This window comes from Bacteroides stercoris ATCC 43183, from assembly GCF_025147325.1.
Lineage (GTDB): Bacteria > Bacteroidota > Bacteroidia > Bacteroidales > Bacteroidaceae > Bacteroides > Bacteroides stercoris.
The window spans coordinates 3,287,300-3,311,372 of the sequence record NZ_CP102262.1; the positions used below are offsets into that span (position 1 = coordinate 3,287,300).

Annotated in this window: 23 protein-coding genes; 15 read left to right on the top strand and 8 right to left on the bottom strand. The window is 48.8% G+C overall.

Annotated features, from left to right (window positions below; translation table 11 throughout):
* Nucleotides 1-48: 48 nt before the first annotated feature.
* Together NQ565_RS13680 and NQ565_RS13685 are read right to left on the bottom strand one after the other, a co-directional pair.
* Entirely contained in the window at nt 49-1,419 is a 1,371-nt protein-coding gene (locus NQ565_RS13680) for an MATE family efflux transporter (RefSeq protein WP_005651802.1), read from the bottom strand.
* Between the two features lie 53 nt (nt 1,420-1,472).
* A complete protein-coding gene (locus NQ565_RS13685) occupies nt 1,473-2,234 on the bottom strand; it encodes an SDR family oxidoreductase (protein WP_005651804.1) in 762 nt (253 codons plus the stop codon).
* A 361-nt stretch (nt 2,235-2,595) separates the two neighbouring features.
* Between NQ565_RS13685 and NQ565_RS13690 the strand changes: the two genes are divergently transcribed.
* The 6 genes from NQ565_RS13690 to NQ565_RS13715 all read left to right on the top strand — a co-directional run bounded on the left by NQ565_RS13690 (nt 2,596) and on the right by NQ565_RS13715 (nt 9,200).
* Entirely contained in the window at nt 2,596-3,978 is a 1,383-nt protein-coding gene (locus NQ565_RS13690; protein ID WP_005651809.1) for a polyamine ABC transporter ATP-binding protein, read from the top strand.
* A gap of 93 nt (nt 3,979-4,071) precedes the next feature.
* A complete protein-coding gene (locus tag NQ565_RS13695) occupies nt 4,072-4,872 on the top strand; it encodes an ABC transporter permease (protein ID WP_005651811.1) in 801 nt (266 codons plus the stop codon).
* Nucleotides 4,869-5,660: an ABC transporter permease gene (locus NQ565_RS13700; protein ID WP_005651813.1), complete on the top strand. Its 792-nt coding sequence runs from the start codon at nt 4,869-4,871 to the stop codon at nt 5,658-5,660. Before NQ565_RS13695 ends, NQ565_RS13700 begins: the two co-directional genes overlap by 4 nt.
* Before the next feature lie 109 nt (nt 5,661-5,769).
* Nucleotides 5,770-7,101 (top strand): ABC transporter substrate-binding protein, encoded by a 1,332-nt coding sequence (locus tag NQ565_RS13705; protein ID WP_040315429.1) that lies wholly within the window; start codon nt 5,770-5,772, stop codon nt 7,099-7,101.
* A 116-nt stretch (nt 7,102-7,217) separates the two neighbouring features.
* On the top strand, nt 7,218-8,384 hold the full coding sequence (nagA, locus tag NQ565_RS13710; RefSeq protein WP_005651816.1) for an N-acetylglucosamine-6-phosphate deacetylase: 1,167 nt from the start codon (nt 7,218-7,220) through the stop codon (nt 8,382-8,384).
* A gap of 141 nt (nt 8,385-8,525) precedes the next feature.
* Nucleotides 8,526-9,200 (top strand): OmpA family protein, encoded by a 675-nt coding sequence (locus NQ565_RS13715; protein WP_005651817.1) that lies wholly within the window; start codon nt 8,526-8,528, stop codon nt 9,198-9,200.
* Between the two features lie 147 nt (nt 9,201-9,347).
* On the opposite strand, the gene NQ565_RS13720 is transcribed toward NQ565_RS13715, so the two are convergent.
* The 4 genes from NQ565_RS13720 to NQ565_RS13735 form a co-directional block, all read right to left on the bottom strand.
* Nucleotides 9,348-10,499 carry a cytochrome d ubiquinol oxidase subunit II gene (locus tag NQ565_RS13720; RefSeq protein WP_005651821.1) on the bottom strand — a complete coding sequence of 384 codons (1,152 nt, stop codon included), beginning with the start codon at nt 10,497-10,499 and terminating at the stop codon, nt 9,348-9,350.
* A gap of 22 nt (nt 10,500-10,521) precedes the next feature.
* Entirely contained in the window at nt 10,522-12,087 is a 1,566-nt protein-coding gene (locus tag NQ565_RS13725) for a cytochrome ubiquinol oxidase subunit I (RefSeq protein ID WP_005651823.1), read from the bottom strand.
* A 53-nt stretch (nt 12,088-12,140) separates the two neighbouring features.
* Complete coding sequence (locus NQ565_RS13730) at nt 12,141-13,304, bottom strand: IS4 family transposase (protein ID WP_016660807.1); 1,164 nt, start codon at nt 13,302-13,304, stop codon at nt 12,141-12,143.
* Nucleotides 13,305-13,515: 211 nt separating this feature from the next.
* Complete coding sequence (locus tag NQ565_RS13735) at nt 13,516-13,734, bottom strand: DUF4492 domain-containing protein (RefSeq protein ID WP_005651830.1); 219 nt, start codon at nt 13,732-13,734, stop codon at nt 13,516-13,518.
* Between the two features lie 424 nt (nt 13,735-14,158).
* On the opposite strand from NQ565_RS13735, the gene NQ565_RS13740 reads away from it, so the two are divergent.
* The 9 genes from NQ565_RS13740 (at nt 14,159) to NQ565_RS13780 (ending at nt 23,444) form a co-directional block, all read left to right on the top strand.
* Nucleotides 14,159-15,562, top strand: coding sequence for a TolC family protein (locus tag NQ565_RS13740; RefSeq protein ID WP_005651832.1), 1,404 nt, complete (start codon nt 14,159-14,161; stop codon nt 15,560-15,562).
* Nucleotides 15,563-15,648: 86 nt separating this feature from the next.
* On the top strand, nt 15,649-16,884 hold the full coding sequence (locus NQ565_RS13745) for an efflux RND transporter periplasmic adaptor subunit (protein ID WP_005651834.1): 1,236 nt from the start codon (nt 15,649-15,651) through the stop codon (nt 16,882-16,884).
* Nucleotides 16,885-16,944: 60 nt separating this feature from the next.
* Nucleotides 16,945-17,691, top strand: coding sequence for an ABC transporter ATP-binding protein (locus NQ565_RS13750; RefSeq protein ID WP_005651836.1), 747 nt, complete (start codon nt 16,945-16,947; stop codon nt 17,689-17,691).
* Nucleotides 17,692-17,757: 66 nt separating this feature from the next.
* A complete protein-coding gene (locus NQ565_RS13755) occupies nt 17,758-18,978 on the top strand; it encodes an ABC transporter permease (protein WP_005651838.1) in 1,221 nt (406 codons plus the stop codon).
* Between the two features lie 39 nt (nt 18,979-19,017).
* On the top strand, nt 19,018-20,082 hold the full coding sequence (locus tag NQ565_RS13760; protein ID WP_005651840.1) for a sensor histidine kinase: 1,065 nt from the start codon (nt 19,018-19,020) through the stop codon (nt 20,080-20,082).
* A 4-nt stretch (nt 20,083-20,086) separates the two neighbouring features.
* A complete protein-coding gene (locus NQ565_RS13765; RefSeq protein WP_005651842.1) occupies nt 20,087-20,788 on the top strand; it encodes a LytR/AlgR family response regulator transcription factor in 702 nt (233 codons plus the stop codon).
* Between the two features lie 335 nt (nt 20,789-21,123).
* Nucleotides 21,124-22,296 carry a tyrosine-type recombinase/integrase gene (locus NQ565_RS13770; RefSeq protein ID WP_005651844.1) on the top strand — a complete coding sequence of 391 codons (1,173 nt, stop codon included), beginning with the start codon at nt 21,124-21,126 and terminating at the stop codon, nt 22,294-22,296.
* Between the two features lie 518 nt (nt 22,297-22,814).
* Entirely contained in the window at nt 22,815-22,997 is a 183-nt protein-coding gene (locus tag NQ565_RS13775) for a hypothetical protein (protein WP_005651846.1), read from the top strand.
* Between the two features lie 42 nt (nt 22,998-23,039).
* On the top strand, nt 23,040-23,444 hold the full coding sequence (locus NQ565_RS13780; protein ID WP_005651848.1) for a DUF5053 domain-containing protein: 405 nt from the start codon (nt 23,040-23,042) through the stop codon (nt 23,442-23,444).
* Nucleotides 23,445-23,499: 55 nt separating this feature from the next.
* Here NQ565_RS13780 and NQ565_RS13785 read toward each other — a convergent pair whose 3' ends face one another.
* Together NQ565_RS13785 and NQ565_RS13790 are read right to left on the bottom strand one after the other, a co-directional pair.
* Nucleotides 23,500-23,790 (bottom strand): hypothetical protein, encoded by a 291-nt coding sequence (locus tag NQ565_RS13785; protein ID WP_005651850.1) that lies wholly within the window; start codon nt 23,788-23,790, stop codon nt 23,500-23,502.
* A 37-nt stretch (nt 23,791-23,827) separates the two neighbouring features.
* Nucleotides 23,828-24,073 (bottom strand): DUF6965 family protein, encoded by a 246-nt coding sequence (locus NQ565_RS13790; protein ID WP_005651851.1) that lies wholly within the window; start codon nt 24,071-24,073, stop codon nt 23,828-23,830.

A 24,073-nucleotide genomic window follows, 5' to 3' on the forward strand; every position in this document is an offset into this window, starting at 1 on the left:
ATCCTCAACAAAGCGAAAAGAGACGGAATGCCATAACAAGAACGTACCTTATTCAGACAGGCTTTTACTTTTTATTCTCCTCAGTATTTTAGGGAACTGCCAGAAAAACAGCAGCGTACAGCAAATGGCAGCCGTAGCATCGGATATGGCTTCTGCCGCATATACACCTGCTACTCCCATAAAATGCGGCAGTATCAACGCCAACGGTATCAGCAGGATTACCTTACGCAGCAATGCTATGAAAATGGATATTCTGGCCTGCCCCAACGCCACGAACATATTCTGACAGGCACGCTGTAAACCGAAAATCGTCATACCGCCCAAGAATACAGGCATCGTCCAGCGAACAGTTTCTATCAGCCTTGCATCGCTCGTAAAGGCGGATGCCACAATCGCGGGGAAGCAAATCATAAACAGCATCAGGACGAGATTGAAAGAAAACATTGTAATCAGCGCAATTCGGAAGCACTCCTTCACACGCTGCTTGTCGCCATGCCCGTAGTTATAGCTTGCCACCGGAACAAACCCCTGCGCAAACCCCGTCAGCGGCACGCTGGCAAACTGCATAGACGTTTGCAGGACGGTAAGCGCACTGACATAGATATCTCCGAATTCTTTCAGACTGCTGTTGAGCACAAACCCCACCAGGCTTTCCGTACTCGCCATGATAAAAGGCGATACGCCGAGCGCCAGCATGGAGAGCACGATACTCTTTTCCAGCTTCATATACCGCCTTTCCAAAGGCAGGGAAGCGCGCCGTGAGAAAAGGAAGGACAGCACCCACACCGCACTGCAAGCCTGCGACAGCACCGTAGCCAACGCAGCGCCTTTCACTCCCATATCCAACCAGAATATGAATATAGGATCAAGAATAATATTCAACAAAGCCCCTATCAACACCGAACACATGGCAACCGCAGGGCGCCCCTGTGCATTAATGAAAGCATTCAGTCCGGTAGACACTTCCACAAACAGCGTCCCCAACAGATAAATGGAAAGATAGTCCTCCGCATAGCCCAGCGTATGCTCCGAAGCACCCGTAAAAAGCAGGATAGGCTCCATAAAGGTATAGGCTATGAACGAAGTAAGCAAAGTGAAAAGAATCAACAGAGTAAAGCCATTGCCAAGTATCTTTCCGGCACGGCGACGGTTGCCCTGTCCGAGGGCAATGGCAGCCAACGGAGCACCGCCACCACCCACAATGGCGGAGAAAGAAGAAATCAGCACAACGAGCGAGATGGTCACCCCCACTCCCGCCAGCGCATCGGTTCCGATGCCCGGTATGTGTCCGATGTAAATACGGTCTACAATGCTGTAAAGCAGATTGACAAACTGTGCTGCCACCGCAGGCAGCGCCATCTTGAAAACCAAAGGCAGCATACGCTCCGTGCCCAGGCGTTCTTCGTACTTATTAGTCATGATTGGCAGAGTTTACTCTTATTCTCTTAGATTCTGTTGTTACGGAAAAGTGCTTATTTCCGGCTGACGATTGTACCCGTAGCCTGATTGGTAGGCATTACCAGCACCTCGGCCACTTGTATATGCTCGGGTACGGCAGCGGCAAAGTACACCACTTCGGCAATGTCGTCGCCTGTAAGCGGACGGATGCCCTTGTACACATTATCGGCAGCCGCCTTGTCGCCACGGAAACGCACTACGGAGAAATTCGTCTCCACCAAACCGGGCTTGATGTTGGTCACCCGTACGGGAGTATCCACAAGGTCGATGCGCAAGCCGTCTGACAACGCCTTTACGGCAGCCTTGCTGGCACAATACACACTACCGCCCGGATAGGCATAATCGCCTGCAATGGAACCCATATTGATGACATGGCCGCGTCCGCGTTCCACCATTCCGGGAACCACCAGGCGGGTCATGGCAAGCAATGCTTTGATATTGGTATCAAGCACGATGTCCCATTCGTCCGGATTGCCTTCGTGTTCCTTGTCCACGCCGATTACCAGTCCGGCATTATTAATGAGGATATCTATCGCTTTCCATTCTTCGGGAAGCGAGTCAAGAGCCGCTTTCGCAGCCCCGCGGTCGCGTACGTCGAAAGGCAGCAGACAGACATCCGCGCGATATTCCGTTTCCAGTTCGCGCTTTACGGCAGTCAGTTTCTCTACATTCCGTCCGTTGAGAATCAGGCGGTAACCATTCATGGCAAACTTACGTGCACAGCCCTCTCCTATACCCGAAGAAGCACCTGTGATGAGTACTGTTTTCTTTTCCATTTCTTACGAAGACTTTAATGTTACGGACTGCAAAGTTAGGACTTATTTGCGAGTATCGGTCAATTACCCGCAATTTATAACTCATGACTCTGTTTTGGGTTGTTCGATTTTTCTTTTCCCAAGTATTTCCTTCCATTTCTTTTGCGAGTTCTTTGGAGGCGTTTTATGAGAACAAAGCGAGTGTGTGGCGAATAAAAAGAGGAAACATCCGCCTCCAAAGAACTCGCAAAAGAATGCTGAACAATTTTTAAACAAACTCTAAAGTTTTCAAGAAAATATGTACCTTTGCGCCACTTTTTTTATGCCTGACTATATCAGGCAGAGATTTGTTTAATTAGTTTGGATAAAGTAAGAAACGCTTATGCAAAAGTCCGACTGCATCATCGGTGTAGAGCACGTATCGAAGTTTTTCGGAGACAAAGCCGTACTGAATGATGTGAATTTGTCTGTCCGCAAGGGCGAGTTTGTAACGATATTGGGACCGTCCGGTTGCGGAAAGACGACATTGCTGCGTCTGATTGCAGGCTTCCAGACAGCTTCGGAAGGAGTGATTACCATTGCAGGAAAAGACATCACGCAGACACCACCCCACCGCCGCCCGGTGAATACGGTGTTCCAGAAGTACGCCCTATTTCCTCACCTCAACGTATTCAATAATATTGCTTTCGGCCTCAAGCTGAAGAAGCTCCCCGCCGCCACTATCGAAAAGAAAGTGAAGCAGGCGCTCCGCATGGTGGGCATGACCGACTATGAAGACCGCGATGTAGACTCCCTTTCCGGCGGACAGCAACAGCGCGTTGCCATAGCCCGTGCCATCGTCAACGAACCCGAAGTGCTGCTCCTCGACGAGCCCCTTGCCGCCCTCGACCTGAAGATGCGCAAGGACATGCAGATGGAACTCAAAGAGATGCACCAGAAGCTGGGCATCACCTTCATATACGTCACCCACGACCAGGAAGAAGCCCTCACCCTGAGCGACACCATCGTCGTGATGAGCGAAGGCAGGATACAGCAAATCGGCACTCCGACAGACATCTACAACGAGCCTATCAACTCTTTCGTAGCCGACTTCATCGGCGAGAGCAACATACTGAACGGTGTCATGGTGCACGACCGGCTCGTCCGCTTCTGCGAACACGAGTTCGACTGCGTGGATACCGGTTTCGGCGACCGTACACAGGTGGACGTCGTAATCCGTCCGGAGGACATCTACATCTTCGAACCCTCGGATGCGGCGCAACTGACGGGAACCGTAACAAGCTCCATCTTCAAAGGCGTGCACTACGAAATGCTGGTACAGACCCGCGAGGGCTACGAGCTGATGGTGCAGGATTACCACTGCTTCGAGGCAGGCCGCGAAGTGGGTCTGCTGGTAAAACCTTTCGACATCCACGTAATGAAGAAAGAACGCACCTGCAACACTTTCGAGGGCAAGCTCCTGGACGAAACGCACGTGGAATTCCTGGGTTGCAGCTTCGAATGCAGTCCGGTGCAAGACATCGGTCCCGAAACGCCTGTAACGGTGGAAGTGGACTTCCAAAACGTCATCCTGGAGGATAACGAAGAAGACGGACGACTGACGGGCGAAGTGAAATTCATCCTCTACAAAGGAAACCATTATCACCTCACCGTGTTTACCGACTGGGACGAGGACATCTTCGTAGACACCAACGACGTTTGGGACGACGGAGACCGCGTGGGCATACGGATAGCGCCCGAAAACATCAGAGTGATAAAACGATAAGATATCATCCCGTCATCTTACCGTCCATAATCCTAATATAATAAAGCAATACTTGATTAAATAGAGTAGCGCTTGATAAGATATAATAGAGTAATGTTTGATAAATTATCCCATTTCTTCCTGCGGCGACGCAACTGGACACTGCCCTACGCACTGTTCCTGCTGATATTTGCGATAGTGCCGCTACTGCTGATTGTGCTGTACGCCTTTACGGATGCCGACGGAGCTTTCACCTTTGCCAACTTCCGCAAGTTCATGATGCACCCGGAGGCGATGAACACCTTCATCTACTCCATCGGCATCGCCCTCATCACCACGCTGACCTGCTTGTTGCTGGGTTATCCGGCGGCATACATCCTCAGCCAGAAGCAGTTCAACACTTCGCAAACCATGGTGGTGCTGTTCATCCTGCCCATGTGGGTGAACATACTGATACGCACACTCGCCACAGTGGCGCTGTTCGACTTTCTGAACCTGCCTTTGGGCGAAGGCGCACTCGTGTTCGGCATGGTTTACAACTTCCTGCCGTTCATGATATACCCCATCTACAACACTCTGCAGAAAATGGACCGCAGCCTCATAGAAGCCGCCCAAGACCTCGGAGCCAACCCCTTGCAGGTATTCGGCAAAGTAATCCTGCCCCTCTCCATGCCGGGCATCATGAGCGGCATCGTAATGGTGTTCATGCCCACGGTGAGCACCTTTGCCATAGCCGAACTGCTGACGATGAACAACATCAAGCTCTTCGGAACAACCGTGCAGGAGAACATATACAACGGAATGTGGAACTACGGTGCAGCCCTGTCGCTCATCATGCTATTGCTGATAGGCGTCACCATCCTTTTTACGAATGAAGAGGACGGCGCATCCAATGAAAGCGGAGGTGTGATATGATGACGCGTATTCTTGCCAAAGGCTATCTGTGGCTGCTGCTTGCGCTGCTGTACTCGCCTATCCTTATCATCATGGTATTCTCCTTCACCGAAGCCAAAGTGCTGGGCAACTGGACGGGATTCTCCACCAAGCTGTACAGCTCCCTCTTCACGGGCGGCATGCACCACTCGCTGACGAGCGCCATCTGGAACACCTTTGCCATTGCCATGCTGGCAGCCACCGCCAGTACGGCGTTGGGCAGCATTGCGGCCATCGGTATCTTCAACCTGCGCACACGCACGCGCCGGGTGATGAACTTCGCCAATGCCATTCCGATGATGAATGCGGACATCATTACGGGCGTGTCGCTGTTCCTGCTGTTCGTCAGTTGCGGTATCTCGCAGGGATTCACAACCGTGGTACTGGCGCACATCACATTCTGCACCCCTTACGTAGTGCTGAGCGTAATGCCCCGCCTGAAGAAGATGAACCAGAATGTGTACGAAGCCGCCCTCGACCTCGGCGCCACTCCCTTTCAGGCATTGCGCAAGGTAATTCTTCCGGAGATACTTCCGGGTATGATAAGCGGCTTCATCCTTGCCTTTACGCTCTCTATCGACGACTTCGCAGTAACCATATTCACCATTGGAAACGAAGGACTGGAAACGCTCTCCACCTACATCTACGCCGATGCGCGCAAAGGCGGACTGACACCGGAGCTGCGTCCTCTGTCCACCCTTATTTTCATTACGGTGCTGGTGCTGCTGATTGTCATCAACAAGCGTGCGGAACGTGCACGGAAGAATTAAGTCCGCCTGCGTCTCGCGAGCTAAGAGTATTCGTCCCGCAGCACGGAGAGATTCATCCCGTAAGCCGAAAAGCGAAAGCATAGTCAAGATAAACCTGCTGAATAAAAAAATGAAAAGATTAACAGACATATTCCTTCTCCTTTGCCTCGTCCTCGCAGCCGTCTCGTGCAAGGATTCGGGCGAAGAGCGCAGCCACGTACTGAAAGTCTACAACTGGGCCGACTACATCGACGAAGATGTACTGGCCGAATTTCCCGCCTGGTACAAACAGCAGACGGGCGAGGACATCCGCCTTATCTACCAGGTGTTCGACATCAACGAAATCATGCTCACCAAGATAGAGCGCGGCCACGAGGATTTCGACGTGGTATGCCCCTCGGAGTATATCATCGAGCGGATGCTGAAGAAAGACCTTCTCCTGCCCATCGACCGCAACTTCGGCAAGACCCCGGACTATCTGCCCAACATCTCCCCCTACATCCGCCGGGAACTGAACAAGACCAGCCAGCCGGGACGCACCACCACCGACTATGCCGTACCCTATATGTGGGGCACAGCCGGCATCCTCTACAACCGCAACTTCATCACCCCCGACGAAGCCGGCAGTTGGCACTGTCTTTGGAACCCCAGGAACAAAGGCAAAATCCTGATGAAAGACAGTTACCGCGATGCCTACGGAACCGCCATCATCTACGCCCATGCCCGACAGCTTGCCGACAGCACCGTCACCGTGGAGCAACTGATGAACGATAACTCTCCCGAAGCCATAGCCCTTGCCGAGAAGTATCTGAAAGCCATGAAGCCCAACATCGCAGGCTGGGAAGCCGACTTCGGCAAGGAGATGATGACCAAGAACAAGACCTGGCTCAACCTCACCTGGAGCGGCGACGCCGTATGGGCCATCGAAGAAGCCCGTGCCGTGGGCGTGGACCTTGCCTACGAAGTGCCGCGCGAAGGCAGCAACATCTGGTACGACGGCTGGGTAATCCCTAAATATGCAGGCAATCCCAAAGCTGCCGCTTACTTCATCAACTACCTCTGCCGGCCCGACATCGCCCTGCGCAATATGGACGCCATAGGCTACGTCAGCGCCGTTGCCACTCCTGAAATCATGGAAGCCAAACGGGACACCGCCATCGCGACACGTTCCGACCTCAGCTATTTCTTCGGTGAAGGTGTGGGTGCGGACAGCCTGCAAATAAACCCCGTGCAATATCCCGACAGGAAAGTGGTGGAACGCTGCGCCATGATACGCGACTTCGGCAACCGCACCGAACTCGTACTCGAAATGTGGAGCCGTGTGAAAGGCGACAACCTCAACACGGGCATCGTACTGCTGATATTCTCCGTGTTTGGAGTATTGTTCGTCTGGCTGGTATACGGCAAGATACGCAAATATCGGCAGAAACAACGCCGCCACCGAAGACGGAGAAGAAGATGATTAAAAAATCCCGCATATAGGATTTTTAATTTATAATGCTTAATTTTGGCCTTCGATAAATTCAAAAGCACAACGCTGGGATTATAATTCATAAATCTTAAATCATAAATCTAAAAATGCTTACTCAAATTATCAACGGACGCATATTCACCCCGCAAGGCTGGCTGAATGAAGGTTCCGTCCTGATGCGCGACGGAAAAATACTCGAAGTGACCAACTGTGACCTCGCCCTCATCGGCGCACGCCTCATCGATGCCAAAGGCATGTATATCGTGCCCGGCTTCGTGTGTATGCACGCGCATGGCGGTGGCGGCCACGACTTCACCGAATGTACCGAAGAAGCGTTTCGCAGCATCATCAATGCACACCTCGGTCATGGTGCTACGAGTTTCTACCCTACCATTTCCTCGTCTCCGTTCGAAAAGCTGCACCAGGCAGCCCAAGTGTGCGAGCAGCTTATGGCAGAGCCCGACAGCCCCGTACTGGGATTGCACATCGAAGGTCCCTATCTCAACAAGAAAATGGCAGGCGAACAGTTTGCCGACCAGGTGAAGGAGATTGACGGACAGGAATACCGCGAGTTGGTGGAAAGCACCCGTTGCATCCGCCGCTGGGACGCCTCTCCCGAACTGCCCGGAGCACTGGAGTTTGCGAGCTACCTGCGCGAAAAAGGCATACTGGCAGCCGTATCGCATACCGAAGCCGAATACGACGGCATCCGTGCCGCCTACGAAGCCGGATTTACCCATGCCGCCCACTTCTACAATGCCATGCCCGGCTTCCACAAACGCCGCGAGTACAAGTACGAAGGCACTGTGGAAAGTGTCTACCTGACCGACGGCATGACCATCGAACTCATTGCCGACGGCATCCACCTGCCGTCCACCATCCTGAAACTGGCATACAAACTGAAAGGTGTAGAGCACACCTGCCTCGTAACGGACGCCCTCTCCTGCGCCGCCACCGAAGGCAAGGAAATCAACGACCCGCGCTACATCATCGAAGACGGTGTGTGCAAGCTTGCCGACCGCTCCTCATTGGCAGGCAGTATCGCCACCATGGACGTGCTGGTGCGTACTATGGTCAAGGCGGGTATCCCGTTGGGCGACGCCCTGCGCATGGCTTCCGAAACCCCGGCACGCATCATGGGCGTGTACGACCGCAAAGGTTCCCTGCAAAAGGACAAGGACGCCGACATCCTCATCATGGACAAGGAACTGAACATACGCGCCGTATGGCAGGCAGGAAAGCTGGTGCAGGAAAACTTCCTGAATTACAAGTAACGTATAAGTCCGGCCGTTTTCTCTTTATTAAAAGGAAAATTCTCTAAAAAAACTGCAATGGTAAACTTTTTAATGCCAACAAATGTATTATATACATAAATTTGCATTAGTAAAACTTGAACCAATTAAAAAATAAAAGGTATGAAAAAGATGAAAATGACAGCATTTCTGCTGAGCGGCGCCATACTACTGGGTAGTTGCGGTACAATGAACAATACGACGAAAGGCGGCATTATCGGCGGTGGCTCGGGCGCTGCGGCAGGAGCCATTATCGGCGGACTGTTCGGCAAGGGTAAAGGCGCTGCTATCGGTGCGGCAGTAGGCGCAGCGGTAGGTACGGGTGCAGGTGTGGCTATCGGTCATAAGATGGATAAAAAGGCTGCCGAAGCTGCCAAGATTGAAGGCGCACAGGTGGAAATGGTGAAAGATGCCAATAATCTGGATGCCGTCAAGGTGACGTTCGACTCCGGTATTCTGTTTACTTTCAACTCCTCTACGCTGAGCAACGATGCGAAAGCTTCCTTGCGCGACCTCGCCAAGATTCTGAAGGAAGACACAACTACGGACATCGCCATCATAGGCCATACGGACAAGGTCGGTACGTACGAAGCCAACATGAAGGTGTCCAAGAACCGTGCCTATGCCGTAGAGAATTATCTGCAGGATTGCGGCGTATCTCCCTCTCAATTCAAGCAAGTGGAAGGTGTGGGCTACAATGAATACGATGAAAGCCTGTCGGCGAGCGAAAATCGCCGTGTGGTAATATTCATGTATGCCAGCGAGCAGATGATTAAGAATGCGGAAGCGGGAAAATGATAATCCAGTTTTCGGACAAAAGAACATAAGAACGAAAAGAAAACTCCTCACGTTTGCAACCCAAACGTGAGGAGTTTTCTCTTATATCCCCCGGCATTTTCAAAGAAACTCCAGGGAAACCGGGAGCAAATCCCCGGAGTTATAAAATCAATAGGCGTGTCCTTTTTCATCCTGCATCTCTGCAGCATCTATCTTCTTCCTGTCGATGCTGCGCCATGCATAGAAAATGTAGGCAAGCACAAAAGGAACCAGGACAGATACGTAGGCCATTACCCGCAACGTAAACTGGCTGGAACAACTGTTTGCCAGCGTAAGTGAACTTTGCAGGTCGGCGGTAGAGGGATAATAGGCAGTATTGTTATAACCAGCCACCAGCAACAGCGCCAATACCGTGAGCACAGTGCCTGCGCCTGCAAACCATATACCCTTGTCGAAAGACGGTTTCCACACCGTGCGGACAATTCCCCAAAGCACGGCAAGCACACCGATAAAGAATACGAGCAGCACCACGGGCATTTCGATAAAGTTTGTCAGATACTTATAGGGTTCCATAAATACTTCTCCGGTTTCCGGATTTACCGCGTAGCCTTCGGCAAGCAGCGTACGGATAACGAATGCAAGGAAGAACACCAGAAACAGACCCGTATTGCCCCACAGCGCACGACGGCAACGTTTCACCAAATCCGCATCGCCGATATTGTTAATGAAGTAAAGCGCACCGAGAATACGCGCCAGGAAGAACACAGCCAGTCCCAACACTACATTCCACGGATTGAGCAACGCATCCAGCCCGTGCCCCGCATTGGCCCAACTGCTGATAACCGGCATCACCGTATCGGCAATATTACCTTTGTTGATATAGAACTCCGAACCCGTGAAGAACGTTGCCACCGCACCGCCCAGCAGCACCGGCCCTACCACTCCGTTTATCACCAGAAAAGCGCGATACGTCGTCTTGCCCAACAGATTGCCCGCTTTCGACTGAAACTCGTAGCTTACAGCCTGCAACACGAAAGTAAACAAGATAATCATCCACAGCCAGTACGCACCGCCGAAGCTCGTACTATAGAACAACGGGAACGATGCAAAGAACGCACCGCCGAACGTTACGAGCGTAGTAAACGTAAATTCCCACTTGCGCCCCGTAGAGTTTATTATCATCTTGCGCTGCTCTTCCGTCTTGCCCAGACAGAATATCAGCGAGTTACCGCCCTGCACAAACAGCAGGAATACAAGGATGGCTCCCAACAGGGATACTATAAACCACCAATAATGTTGAAGAAATATATAGGTATTCATGTAATGAGTTATGAGTTATAAGTTATGATTGATGAGAAAGTTCTTTTTCCGGTCCTTTCCGTATGGCTTTCAGCATAATGCCTACTTCGGCAATCAGCATAACGGTGAACAGTACAAGGAAAATGAAGAATGTGGTCTGCACGGAGCCGACATCCAGTTTGGAAATGGCGGCACTTGTGGGCAACATATCCTGAATGGCCCACGGCTGACGTCCGCATTCGGCAACCACCCAACCGGCCTGCCCGGCAAGATAGCCCAGCGGAATGGTCAGCATTGCCACCCAATGCATCCAGCGCATCTGCGACAAATCCTTCTTGTAGGCAAGAACGAGAACCACGATGAAGAAGAGGATGAAGTACCCCCCCAGTATCACCATGACACGGAACATATAGAAAGTAAGCGGCACGTTGGGAACCAGTTCGTTCACATCCTTGATATAACCGTAACCGAAATACGCCACATTCTCTTTCAACACTTTGGCAGCCACCTGCGCCTCGGCATCGTTGCCCGCAGCTTTGGCGGCACGATAAGCGGAGAAAGCCCCGATAGCCGTCTTTCCCTTTTCAATCTTCTCCTGAGCGGAGAGCGCGGTTGTACCGTCTTTCAAGGGATAGCCGCCTTTCAGCAGGTCGTTGATGCCCGGTACGAAAGCCTTTGAATCGCGCTCGGCAAGCAATGAAAGGAACTTGGGAATCTCCATGCGGAAGAGGAAAGCATCCTTACCGTCATCGGCCGTCTTCTTATCGGGATTGAGAATGCCGAAAGCCACCAGTCCGGCTCCTTCCTGCCCCTGATAGTAACCCTCCATGGCAGCGAGCTTCATGGGTTGTTTCTGTGCCACCTGATAACCGGAACCGTCTCCCGTCCACGCGGAAAGCACAGCGGCGCACAGTCCTACCCAGGCAGCTATCTTTATGCTTGCCAAAGCAAACTTCTTCTCACGGTTTTTCCACAGATACCAGCAACTCACACCTACCACGAACACCGCAGCCAGCACCCAGCCGGACAGCACGCTGTGGAAGAACTTATTGACTGCCATCGGCGAAGTGGCCACCGCCCAGAAGTCAACCATCTCGTTACGGGCGGTATCGGGATTAAACTCCATACCTACCGGATTCTGCATCCAGGCATTCGCCACCAGAATCCACCAGGCGGAGATAGTAGCACCAAGTCCCGTAAGCCAGGTAGAAGCCAGGTGGAAACGTTTGCTTACCTTGTCCCAACCGAAGAACATCACAGCAATGAACGTGGCTTCCATAAAGAATGCCAGAATACCTTCGATAGCAAGCGGCGCACCGAAGATGTCGCCCACAAACCAACTGTAATTACTCCAGTTCGTACCGAATTCAAACTCCAGAATCAGTCCCGTTGCCACACCTATGGCAAAGTTGATGCCGAAGAGTTTCATCCAGAACTTGGCAGTATGTTTCCAGAACTTGTCACCCGTACGGTAGTACACCGTTTCCATGATGCCCATAATTACCGCCAATCCTAAAGTAAGCGGCACAAAAATCCAGTGATAGATAGCGGTCAAGGCAAATTGCGCTCTCGACCAATCAATCAGAGAAGTGTCAATGTTTTCAAGCATGAGAATAAATATTAAGTCATTAGTGTCCCGTTAAAATGGGACGAGTTAAACAATTAATCAAAAAGCCCCGGAATCAGGGGATCATTTAGATCTTTGACATCATTGAAATTAGTCTTGTCGAACAGGTCACGCAAGTGGGTTTTGTCAGTCAATGATATGCTGAGAATTTGTAAAACTTCATAGGTTGAACGTTTCAACTTCATATCATGTTGGACAATAGCCACAAGACAGTACGTGATAATAGCCACACTGATTTGTATGCGAACAGCGTTCTCTGTTGTGCCCCAGAATTTCTTTATCTTGAGATGCTGCTTGAGCCATTTGAAGAACAGCTCGATTAACCATCTTTTCTTATAAAGATCGGCGACATCCAGTGCAGAAAGTTGTTTTGCATTCGTCAAAAAAGTGAACTCACGGTCATCCTCTTCGTCGTAATATCGGACGAGTCTGAATGACTCAGGATATTTTTTCTCGGAGAGATATCCGGTCAGTTTCACTTCCGCATCTGTCATTATGTTCTTTGGCATTCTTCGCTTCCATCTGACTGTCTTATACTTTAAGTTCGTCTTGGCTCTGACAACAAAGAAAGAGTCTGTAAGATGTATCCTATAGAGTTCTTTAAAGGAGTCATAAGCCCTGTCGAATATATAATAAGCATTTGGTTCATAATGGATTGAAGACATTGCTGTGGAATCATGCTTTGATGCAGTAGTTACAGTATAGAAGGCAGGAACTTGTGCTTCAATGTCGTATAAGACATGAGCTTTCACCCCTCCTTTCTTGCTTCGGAACTTTGCCCATGGGAATGTTGCAAGACACAACGGAATCGTTGTTGAATCAAACGCATATTTCTTTCCGGAAATGTCAAGGATGTTGGTCGTCCGCTTCTCGCAGGCTTCCTTCATCATATAGAATGCAAAGTCTTCGAAGATTCTGTAATCACGGTTCTGGTTCGCTGTCGCAAGAGTTGTCTTGGCTATCGGTTCACGACCTAAACCAAGATGATATTGCTTGGCCCTATGCGCCTCGAAAGCAACGACTAAGTCTCGCAGGCTCTCACGGTTACTCAGTTGTCCAAACATCATCGCGAGCATCTGATTCCAGCAAGTGAAATGTTTCACATATCTGTTGCCATCATACTTGCGAACATAGTTGTTGAACTGAGTCCTGTTCAGAAAAGCGGTTAATTGAGAGAATACGTATTTGTCTTGGAACATAGCAGCCATTTGTATTAGACTGCAAAGTTGCAAAATCAAGTCCGTTTCATTTCAAAAAACCGTGTAATTGACTATATTTCAATAATTTCAAAGAACTATTTATCCACTTTTACGGGACAGTAGTGATATTAAGTATGAAATTAAAGTATAAGGTATAAATAAGGAAAAGGAATACCTCCCTCCTTAATCACTAACCGCTTATCACTATCCCCTATCTTCCCGCCCGCATAATCAGTTCACTGCTAACGTAATCTTCTTTATCGCCTTCTCCGGCAGCTTCATTCAGATAGTTCGGAAAGAAGAAAAGACGAAGAATAAAAAACATGATAAACAATTTGATTGCAATTATCAGCCACAAGGTACGCCCCAATGTCATGCTTCGGAAGCCATCGACATAAAATTGCCAGATACTGGTAACAAGGTTTTTCATAAAGTTCAAATTATAATCATTACAAATATAAAATACTTTTATATAAATAACAAATAAAAAACTGAAAAGTTATAGCCAGCTTGATTTTTGTCCGGTATTCTATAAAGAAGTTCTTTGGGAAGATATCTACTGTCTTTACGGGGTCAAAACTAAAATTCGCTTACTATTGGTTTCTATTAGGCACGGATTTCACGGATTTTCACGATAAAAAAGAATAAAGAAAACCTGTGTTTTCCGTGAAATCCGTACCTAATAGAAATCAGCAAGTGTATTTTGACACCTCATAAAAACAGCAAAGCAAACTCTTAATTATCGGCAGGAAAAAGTAATCCGTCGGCACAATCCCGGCAATGGTCTATTGTTTTTGCCGTTTCAAGAGGCTGCGCATACTTTTGCAATGGTAAAACCATAGAAACAAGGTAATATGATAAATGTAAAAAGATTGACCGTAATATCGCTCTGTGCGGCAAGCACCTGTGTCGGCAACGCAATGCCGCAAACGCAGGAAACCGCTATCGGTACGCAACAGCAGGACAGCACGCAGACGCTTCCCGCACAATGGAACCTGCAAGCCTGCATCGACTATGCTTTGCAGCAAAACATCACGATACGCAAGAACCGTCTCAACGCCAAGAGCGCCGAAGTGGACGTAAAGACCGCCAGGGCAGCCCTCTTCCCCAGCCTCACGGCATCCGTAAGCCAACGTATCGTAAACCGGCCCAACAGCCAGACCAATACGATAATAGACGGCGACAACATCACCAGCAGCCAAAGCAAGACCAGCTACAACGGCAGCTATGGTATCGATGCCAACTGGACGCTTTACAACGGCAGCAAACGGCTGAATACCTTGAAACAGCAGCGGATGAACAACCGCATTGCCGAACTGGGCGTGGCGGAAAGCGAGAACACCATCGAAGAGAGCATTACGCAGATTTACGTACAGATTCTCTATGCAGCCGAAGCCGTCAAGGTAAATGAAGCAACCCTCGACGTCAGCCGGGCGGAATGCGAACGGGCACGCGCCCTGCTTGCAGCGGGAAGCATCGCCAGGAGCGACCTCGCCCAACTGGAAGCGCAGGTCAGCACCGACAAATATCAATTGGTAACGGCACAAGCTACCCTGCAAGATTACAAACTGCAACTGAAACAACTCCTCGAACTGGACGGCGAAAAGGAGATGACGCTTTACATCCCCACACTCGGCGATGAGAATGTGTTGTCGCCGCTGCCCTCAAAGACCGATGTCTACCGCTCCGCCCTCACCCTGCGCCCGGAAATCGAAGCAGGCCGGCTGAATGTCAAAGCCTCGGAACTCGACATCGACATCGCCCGCTCCGGTTACATCCCCACCATCAGCCTCAGTGCAGGCATAGGGAGCACGAACACCAACGGCAACGACTTCACCTTCGGCGAACAAATCAAGCAGAACTGGAACAACTCCTTGGGAGTAACCGTAAGCGTACCCATCTTCAACAACCGGCAGACCAAGAGCGCCGTACAGAAAGCCAAGATACAGAAGCAGAACAGCGAACTGGACTTGCTGGACAATCAGAAAAACCTGTACAAGACCATCGAAGGGTTATGGCTGGATGCCAACAGCGCACAGCAACGCTACGTTGCCGCCATAGAGAAGCTGCGAAGCACACAGACCAGCTACGACCTCATCCAAGAGCAATTCAACCTCGGCATGAAGAATACCGTGGAACTGCTGACCGAGAAAAACAACCTGCTCAACGCGCAACAGGAAACCCTGCAAGCCAAATACATGGCAATACTGAACACGCAACTGCTGAAATTCTACCAGGGAGAACAGATTACGCTTTGACCTATTCAATATAATAACCCCCATACGCAACTATCTCTTGCGGTATAGACCAACGCTACTTAAAACCCAATAATGATATACAGAATATGAACAAGAAAAAGATTATCCTTATCGCCGTAGCCGTTGTGGCGGTAGCCGGCATAAGCATCCGGCTTTTCGGCGGCTCCACGGCCAAACATAAAGTGACCTACGAGACAGCCACCGTAATCAAAGGCGAGATATCGGAATCCATAACCGCCACCGGCACCATCGAACCGGTGACGGAAGTGGAAGTCGGCACGCAGGTAAGCGGCATCATCGACAAGATATATGCCGACTACAATTCCGTAGTTACCAAAGGCCAGCTCATAGCCGAAATGGACCGTGTGACCCTGCAAAGCGAAGTGGCATCCCAACGCGCCGCCTACAACGGTGCGAAAGCCGAATACGAATATCAGCGGAAGAACTACGAACGCAACCGGGGACTGCACGAAAAGCAGCTTATCAGCGATACCGACTACGAGCAGTCCGTCTACAATTACGAGAAAGCGAAAAGCAGCTACGAAAGCAGTCAGGCATCGCTGGCAAAAGCGGAGCGCAACCTGTCGTACGCCACCATCACTTCGCCCATCGACGGCGTGGTCATCAACCGTGCGGTAGAGGAAGGGCAAACGGTGGCATCCGGTTTCGAGACTCCTACCCTGTTCACCATCGCTGCCGACCTGACGCAGATGCAGGTTGTGGCCGACGTGGATGAAGCCGACATAGGCGGCGTGAAAGACGGGCAACGCGTGACGTTTAGCGTAGACGCCTATCCCAATGACACGTTTGAGGGCGTAGTAACACAAATCCGCTTGGGAGAGGACAGCTCTACAAGTTCCGGCAGCAGCGGCACATCCGGTACGGTCGTCACCTACGAAGTTGTCATATCCGCTCCCAACCCCGACCTGAAACTGAAACCGCGCCTGACGGCCAACGTCACGATTTACACACTCGACCGCAAGAATGTGCTTTCCGTTCCGGCACGTGCGCTCCGTTTCACACCCGAAAAGCCGCTTATCGGCGAGAATGACATTGTGAAAGATTGCGAAAGCGAACACAAACTCTGGACACGCGAGGGCAATACATTCATCGCGCATCCGGTAACGGTAGGTATCTCCAACGGTGTGAATACGGAGATTGTAAGCGGCATCGATGAAGGTGCGACAGTAGTGACCGAAGCCACCATAGGGCGCCTGCCGGGCGAAGGCCCAACGGCGGACATGCCGCAGGAACCAAGCGGTGAGAAAAGCCCGTTCATGCCGGGCCCTCCGGGAAGCAAGAAGAAAAACAACGGCCGATGAAACAGCGTACAGAGACTGAGTATAAAAGTACAGTACAAAGTAAACCATACATCATTAATCATGAGCAAAACCGTAATTGAACTTCAAAACATAAAGCGGAACTTCCAGGTGGGAGACGAAACGGTGCATGCACTGCGCGGCGTATCATTCTCTATCGGCGAGGGAGAGTTCGTCACCATCATGGGTACGTCCGGTTCGGGCAAATCAACGCTGTTGAACATACTCGGCTGCCTGGATACGCCCACCGTAGGAGAGTATCTGCTGGACGGCATCTCCGTACGCACCATGAGCAAGTCCCAGCGTGCCGTACTCCGCAACCATAAAATCGGCTTCGTGTTCCAGAACTATAACCTGCTGGCAAAAACCACAGCCGTGGAAAATGTGGAACTGCCGCTGATGTACAACTCGTCCGTATCGGCAGCCGAACGCCGGAAACGCGCCATTGAAGCGCTGAAAGCCGTAGGGCTGGGCGACCGGCTGGAGCACAAGTCCAACCAGATGTCCGGCGGACAGATGCAACGCGTAGCCATCGCCCGTGCATTGGTAAACAACCCTGCCGTAATCCTGGCGGACGAAGCCACCGGTAATCTGGATACCCGTACCTCATTCGAAATCCTGGTGCTCTTCCAGAAACTGCATGCCGAAGGACGCACCATCATTTTCGTAACGCACAATCCGGAAATAGCCCAATACAGCAGCCGCAACATCGTATTGCGCGACGGACAAGTGAAGGACGACAAGCCCAACCGAAACATTCTGAATGCCGCCGAAACACTGGCAGCACTGCCCAAGCAGGAGGATGACTGACGCAGTACGTAAATTACTTTATTGCAGGATGAAAAAAGAAAAACAATATCATAAAACTACAAATCAATGAATGGAACCAACCTTTTCAAAATAGCCTTTCGGGCACTTGCCAACAATAAACTGCGTGCCTTCCTCACGATGTTGGGCATCATCATCGGCGTGGCGTCCGTCATCACGATGCTCGCTATCGGACAGGGTTCAAAAAAAAGCATTCAGGCGCAAATCTCCGAAATGGGCTCGAATATGATAATGATTCATCCGGGAGCGGATATGCGCGGCGGCGTCCGCCAAGACCCCAGCGCCATGCAGACGCTGAAGCTCACCGACTACGAGGCATTGCGCAACGAAACGAACTTCCTGGCTGCCGTCAGCCCCAACGTATCCTCATCGGGACAGCTTATTGCAGGCAATAACAACTACCCCTCATCCGTAAGCGGCGTAGGCACGGACTACCTTGAAATCCGCCAGCTTACGGTGGAGAACGGCACGATGTTTACGGAAACCGACATACAGACTTCCGCCAAAGTATGTGTCATCGGCAAGACAATACAGGATAATCTTTTCCCCAACGGAGAAGACCCCGTAGGACGCATTATCCGCTTCAATCAAGTGCCTTTCCGCGTGACGGGCGTACTGAAAGCCAAAGGATACAACAGCATGGGCATGGACCAGGACGACGTTGTACTTGCCCCCTACACCACCGTAATGAAACGCCTGCTTGCACAGACCTATCTGCAAGGTATCTTCGCATCCGCACTCACCGAGGACATGACGGACAACGCCACCGAAGAAATCACCGGAATTCTGCGCCGGAACCATAAACTGAAGGACAGCGACGACGATGATTTCACCATACGCAGCCAGCAGGAGCTCAGCTCGATGCTGAACACCACCACCGACCTGATGACCACTCTCCTCGCCTGCATCGCCGGCATATCGCTGGTGGTAGGCGGCATCGGCATCATGAACATCATGTATGTATCCGTAACGGAGCGCACCCGCGAAATCGGTCTGCGCATGAGTGTGGGTGCCAGAGGAGTGGACATCCTGTCGCAATTCCTCATCGAGGCCATCCTCATCAGCATTACCGGCGGTCTCATCGGTGTCATCATCGGCTGCGGCGCAAGCTGGATTGTGAAGAGCGCAGCCCATTGGCCTATTTATATACAGGCATGGAGCGTATTCCTCAGCTTTGCCGTCTGTACGGTGACAGGAGTGTTCTTCGGATGGTATCCTGCAAAGAAAGCAGCAGACTTAGACCCGATAGAAGCAATACGATACGAGTGATAATCGCTTATCGCTAAAAAAAACTATCTTTGCATTTGTATGAAACAAATTCTCTACTCACGGTCGCGCATCATCGAAGCCCTGATTCATATCATCGGCTGGGGAATTGTATTTGCTTTTCCTTTCGTGATGATGACACGCAGCGGTTTCACCATTACATGGATGGAATACCTGCGTCATGGCAGCATTGTTCCGCTATCTTTTCTTATCGTATTCTACTGCAATTACTGCTTCCTCATTCCCCGTTATCTGTTCGAGGGGCGCATACGGCAGTATCTCCTGCTGAACATACTGCTGATAGCTTGCGTTACAGCCGGTGTACACTTTTGGCAGGAGTACGCATTCCACACCTACGCAAAAGCCGACGGTGAGGGCCAAAGACACATCGGTCCGCCGAAGTGGATATTCATCATGCGCGATTTCTTTTCCATGATACTTACTGTAGGGTTGAGTGCGGCCATTCGCCTCAGCGGACGTTGGGTGCAGGTGGAAGCCGCCCGCCGCGAAGCCGAAAAAAGTCGCACGGAAGCCGAATTAAAGAATCTCCGCAACCAGCTCAACCCGCATTTCCTGCTCAACACGCTGAACAATATCTACGCACTCATTGCCTTTGATACGGATAAGGCACAAACAGCCGTACAGGAACTGAGCCGTTTATTGCGCCATGTCCTTTACGACAATCAGCAGAACTTCGTAACTTTAGGCAAGGAAATGGATTTCATCAAGAACTACATCGCCTTGATGCGCATCCGTCTCTCGTCCAACGTCACTGTTGAAACGCGTTTCGATATTCGTCCCGACAGCCCTACGGAGATTGCCCCGCTGATATTCATCTCCCTCATAGAGAATGCTTTCAAACATGGCATCTCTCCCACCGAGCCCAGCCATATCCGTATATATTTCAGCGAGAATGTGCATGAAGTACGTTGCGAAATCACCAACAGCTACCACCCCAAGAGCGAAGCCGACAAAAGCGGCAGCGGCATCGGACTGGAACAAGTAGGCAAGCGTCTGGAACTGACCTATCCCGGCCGGTACGAATGGAAGCACGGCATAAGTGAGGACGGAAAAGAATATAAATCGGTTTTAACAATCAATTACTGACAACATGAATCTGAAGTGCGCAATCGTAGATGACGAACCGCTGGCCCTGAACCTTTTGGAGAGCTACGTCAACCAAACCCCGTTTCTGGAGCTTGCCGGCAAATACTCCAGTGCAGTGCAAGCGATGAGCGACTTGCCGGACAAGCGTGTCGACCTTCTTTTTCTTGATATCCAAATGCCCGAACTCAACGGCCTGGAATTCTCCAGAATGGTAGATACACATACCCGTATCGTTTTCACCACCGCTTTCGACCAATATGCCATAGACGGGTATAGGGTCAACGCCCTCGATTATCTGCTGAAACCCATCTCGTATGCAGACTTTCTGCAAGCCGCCAATAAAGCAGTGAAGTGGTTCGAACTGCTGCAACAGCCCCAAGAGGAAATTGAAAGCATCTTCGTAAAAAGTGATTACAAACTGATACAAGTGGAGCTCAAAAATATTCTTTACATCGAAGGCTTGAAAGATTATATCAAAATCTATGAGGAGAACTCTCCCAAACCCATTCTCTCGCTCATGAGCATGAAGTCCATAGAAGAACTTCTGCCTGCTTCACGCTTCATACGCGTGCATCGTTCCTATATCGTCCAAAAAGACAAAATACGTATCATCGACCGTGGACGTATTGTTTTTGGCAAGAACTATATCCCCGTCAGTGACAGTTATAAACAAATATTCCAAGATTTTCTTAATAAAAGGAGTTAAAAATACCCTTATAGGTTTATATTTTATTGAAATCGGGCTATTTCTAATAATATCCTATTGCATATTAAAAGATGTTTTTTTACCTTTGCCGCGAACAGATAGGAGTTGTGAAACTCCCCCAATAGAATAGTTTAGTTAAGTCTAGTTTAGTTTTTATGTAAAGCACTTCCTCCGTAAGCGAACGTTGGAAGTGCTTTTATTATAGGTATATCAAGCAGTTACGGGAAAAGCGTATTTCCAATATTTCGCAGCAGGTTGCAAAATTTGATTGTCGGACGATTGTCGGACACCGATTTTATTACTAACAAATTGTCGCAACTTTATTAAACAAAAATATGGCAACGCTTAAACTTTGTATCGTACCTGCAAAAGTGCTTATCAACGGAAAGCACAAAGTAAGAATATCACTGGCCCATAATTCCAATACCAGATATATTCCAACAAACTGTATTATTGACACCCTATCACAATTCAAAGAGGGGCAAGTTATCAATCATCCGGAAGCCGCTTCAATGAACATGAAACTTCGGAATCTACTTAACCATTATCAGAATGTTATTGACAACATATATGATGTGGATGTATATTCATGTTCCGAGCTCCGAGAAATCATCATAAAAAAGAAAGACTACACCAATGCCAAGTTTTCCTCTGCAATGACATCTTATCTGTCAGAACTCGCAGAGGAGAAAAGAAACAAATCTGAAAAGTTGTATCGTTTGGCATGCCAATCATTCATCAAGTCACAAGGTGATTTGCTACTTTCAATGATTACGCCTCGAAACATCAAGCATTTTGAAATGGACCTTGAAGACAAACGGCTCTCTCCTACCACCATTAAAATCTACCTTACATTACTCAAAGTAATTATCAACTATGCCAAGAAACATAATATGGTCAGATATGAAGTAGAACCGTTTGAGTTCTGCAGAATGCCGTCAGCCAATATACGTGAATTAGACCTTAGCATTGATGAAATAAAGGCAATCCGAGATATGGAAATTCCTAAATACAATATCGGAGTAGTACGTGATATTTTCATGTTAAGCTATTACTTGGGTGGTATCAATCTTGTAGATATGCTTGATATTGATTTCCGAAAAGAATGGATAGAATATTACCGGCGAAAAACAAAGAACAAAAAAAGTGGTGAAAGTAAAACGGCATTCTCCGTCCAGCCGGAAGCAAGGGAAATCATAAACAAATATATGCAGAAGAATGGTAAACTTGTTTTTGGTAAGTATAAAACATTCGGGCAATGTTATTCTGTTGTATCCCGTAAAATGGAAGAACTCTCCAAAATAGCAGGGATAAGAAAGCATGTGGTTTATTATTCTGCACGTAAATCATTCGTTCAACATGGATTCGAATTAGGTATATCCTTAGAAATTCTTGAATATTGTATCGGCCAATCAATGAAAACGAACCGTCCTATATTCAACTATTTTCGAGTAATGCGAAAACACGCTGATGATGCAATGAGGAAAATCTTCGACAGCTTAAAGTGATTGTTCCTGGACAAAAGCTATTGCTTCGGCAGTGGCTTCTTCCCTCTCCTTTTCTACATCAGAGTTCAAACGGTCTATTAACTCCATATTTCCCGTTATCGCGGTTTTCACGTAATCGGAATACGTGAGACTGTTAGCTGATAATGACCGTAGCCAATGAAAGCCTTTGTAAGCTTTGGAGAGGATGATTGAGATTTACCCATAATGCAACGGATTAAGAAGCGGAAAAAAGAACGGTTCCGCTTTCCCGTTGCGTTACATATTCTCAAATAGGAGGATACAGTGAAACCATTAAGCTATCACACAGGGGGCAGAACCGTATATGAATAAGCTACTGGCAAAATCAATCACCAGTAGCTTTATGGTCGGAATATTACTATTCCTCCTATTCAATAAAATATGTAACGCACTGTAAATATGGAAAAAATATACGAGATAGCGAAAATAATTCATGCAATGTTTGTATAATAATCAAAAGATTATTACATTTGTAATGTCAAATAACAAAAGTAATCAACATGAGTAACGAACAAATTAAAAAGGATTTGCTTATACAAAGAGCATTCCTCAAAAAAGAACTAGACCAACTAAGATTTATCGCCGAAGTTACCGGAACAAACCAAGAAAAAGAGATTGACAAAAGGTTAGACCGGTTACTGACAATCGACAAAGTCTTAAAAGAGTTAGAAAAAAAGAAGTAAAACAAAGCCCCTCTCTCCGGAGAGGGCACTAAAAATAAATATATGGCACTGAAAGATGAATTACTGGCATTAAAGCCACTACTTGGTACAGACTCTCCAGAGTTCTATACCAGAATGACAGAAATAGCAGCCAAGTACACTTCGGAAGAAGATAAGAAAGCTATTGCCAACTTTGTATCAGAGCGCTTACAGAACATTGATAAGAAACTGGATGTTATAGAAGAGAGCGCAATCAAACTACAGCTGCAAGAAGTGGCCGAAATAGTCTCTCTAAGCTATCTTGCGAAGAAATACTTTAATAAAAGTAGGTCATGGCTGTATCAGAGATTAAATGGTAATCTGGTAAACGGAAAACCGGCACGCTTCACACAAGAAGAATTACAGACATTTAACGATGCCCTACAGGACATTTCTAAAAAAATAGGCTCACTTAGTATCTCATATTGATACTCTGTTATTTGACACCATCCCCGTAGTTGAGCCGCTACGGGGATTTTTCATCTCAATTACCTATCATCAGCTCCCAATTATCCATAATAATCATATCCCAATGCGGCACGTCAAATTCATTATTGACCGACACCCCATATACAGAAAGACTCTTGCCGGCACTGTCAAACTCAGTCAAAGCCGTTTCCTCTCCTTTCTGGATACGGAGATTCATAAAGTCTGTCATTTGTTCCCAATCGGTAGGACCGATGAATAATGATTCTATGAAACGCCCTTTCACGGGTGCACCAATGGCGGTATCCTTAATGCGTTCCAAATATGATAAAGCCTCGTTGTAAGTCATGTGGGCAAAGATAGCAAAATATAGTGAAAAGGGACGACTATTCAGCCATCCCTTCTACAAATTCCTTCAACCGGTAAAGCCGGATGATAGCCGGATTATAAAACGCATCCGGATAATGCTGCTTGATGTCGTTAATGTTCGCCCGAACATACAAAGACGTGTCGTAGATATGCTCAGATTCACTCAATACTACTTCTTTCGGTAACTGTGCTGTTTCCGCCCAGTGCATGATTGCCTGTACTGAGGCTTCGTCAAATTGGTATTCTTCTTGTATCATGGCCAT

Bases quoted from the DNA above. Each gene is read 5' to 3' on its own strand.
- NQ565_RS13735 (WP_005651830.1), bottom strand. From the start codon at position 13,734: ATGAAAAACCTTGTTACCAGTATCTGGCAATTTTATGTCGATGGCTTC.
- NQ565_RS13750 (WP_005651836.1), top strand. From the start codon at position 16,945: ATGAGCAAAACCGTAATTGAACTTCAAAACATAAAGCGGAACTTCCAG.
- NQ565_RS13760 (WP_005651840.1), top strand. From the start codon at position 19,018: ATGAAACAAATTCTCTACTCACGGTCGCGCATCATCGAAGCCCTGATT.
- nagA (WP_005651816.1), top strand. From the start codon at position 7,218: ATGCTTACTCAAATTATCAACGGACGCATATTCACCCCGCAAGGCTGG.
- NQ565_RS13700 (WP_005651813.1), top strand. From the start codon at position 4,869: ATGATGACGCGTATTCTTGCCAAAGGCTATCTGTGGCTGCTGCTTGCG.
- NQ565_RS13720 (WP_005651821.1), bottom strand. From the start codon at position 10,499: ATGAATACCTATATATTTCTTCAACATTATTGGTGGTTTATAGTATCC.
- NQ565_RS13680 (WP_005651802.1), bottom strand. From the start codon at position 1,419: ATGACTAATAAGTACGAAGAACGCCTGGGCACGGAGCGTATGCTGCCT.
- NQ565_RS13715 (WP_005651817.1), top strand. From the start codon at position 8,526: ATGAAAAAGATGAAAATGACAGCATTTCTGCTGAGCGGCGCCATACTA.
- NQ565_RS13775 (WP_005651846.1), top strand. From the start codon at position 22,815: ATGAGTAACGAACAAATTAAAAAGGATTTGCTTATACAAAGAGCATTC.
- NQ565_RS13780 (WP_005651848.1), top strand. From the start codon at position 23,040: ATGGCACTGAAAGATGAATTACTGGCATTAAAGCCACTACTTGGTACA.
- NQ565_RS13690 (WP_005651809.1), top strand. From the start codon at position 2,596: ATGCAAAAGTCCGACTGCATCATCGGTGTAGAGCACGTATCGAAGTTT.
- NQ565_RS13765 (WP_005651842.1), top strand. From the start codon at position 20,087: ATGAATCTGAAGTGCGCAATCGTAGATGACGAACCGCTGGCCCTGAAC.
- NQ565_RS13695 (WP_005651811.1), top strand. From the start codon at position 4,072: ATGTTTGATAAATTATCCCATTTCTTCCTGCGGCGACGCAACTGGACA.
- NQ565_RS13705 (WP_040315429.1), top strand. From the start codon at position 5,770: ATGAAAAGATTAACAGACATATTCCTTCTCCTTTGCCTCGTCCTCGCA.
- NQ565_RS13740 (WP_005651832.1), top strand. From the start codon at position 14,159: ATGATAAATGTAAAAAGATTGACCGTAATATCGCTCTGTGCGGCAAGC.
- NQ565_RS13725 (WP_005651823.1), bottom strand. From the start codon at position 12,087: ATGCTTGAAAACATTGACACTTCTCTGATTGATTGGTCGAGAGCGCAA.
- NQ565_RS13730 (WP_016660807.1), bottom strand. From the start codon at position 13,304: ATGTTCCAAGACAAATACGTATTCTCTCAATTAACCGCTTTTCTGAAC.
- NQ565_RS13755 (WP_005651838.1), top strand. From the start codon at position 17,758: ATGAATGGAACCAACCTTTTCAAAATAGCCTTTCGGGCACTTGCCAAC.
- NQ565_RS13745 (WP_005651834.1), top strand. From the start codon at position 15,649: ATGAACAAGAAAAAGATTATCCTTATCGCCGTAGCCGTTGTGGCGGTA.
- NQ565_RS13685 (WP_005651804.1), bottom strand. From the start codon at position 2,234: ATGGAAAAGAAAACAGTACTCATCACAGGTGCTTCTTCGGGTATAGGA.
- NQ565_RS13770 (WP_005651844.1), top strand. From the start codon at position 21,124: ATGGCAACGCTTAAACTTTGTATCGTACCTGCAAAAGTGCTTATCAAC.
- NQ565_RS13785 (WP_005651850.1), bottom strand. From the start codon at position 23,790: ATGACTTACAACGAGGCTTTATCATATTTGGAACGCATTAAGGATACC.
- NQ565_RS13790 (WP_005651851.1), bottom strand. From the start codon at position 24,073: ATGGCCATGATACAAGAAGAATACCAATTTGACGAAGCCTCAGTACAG.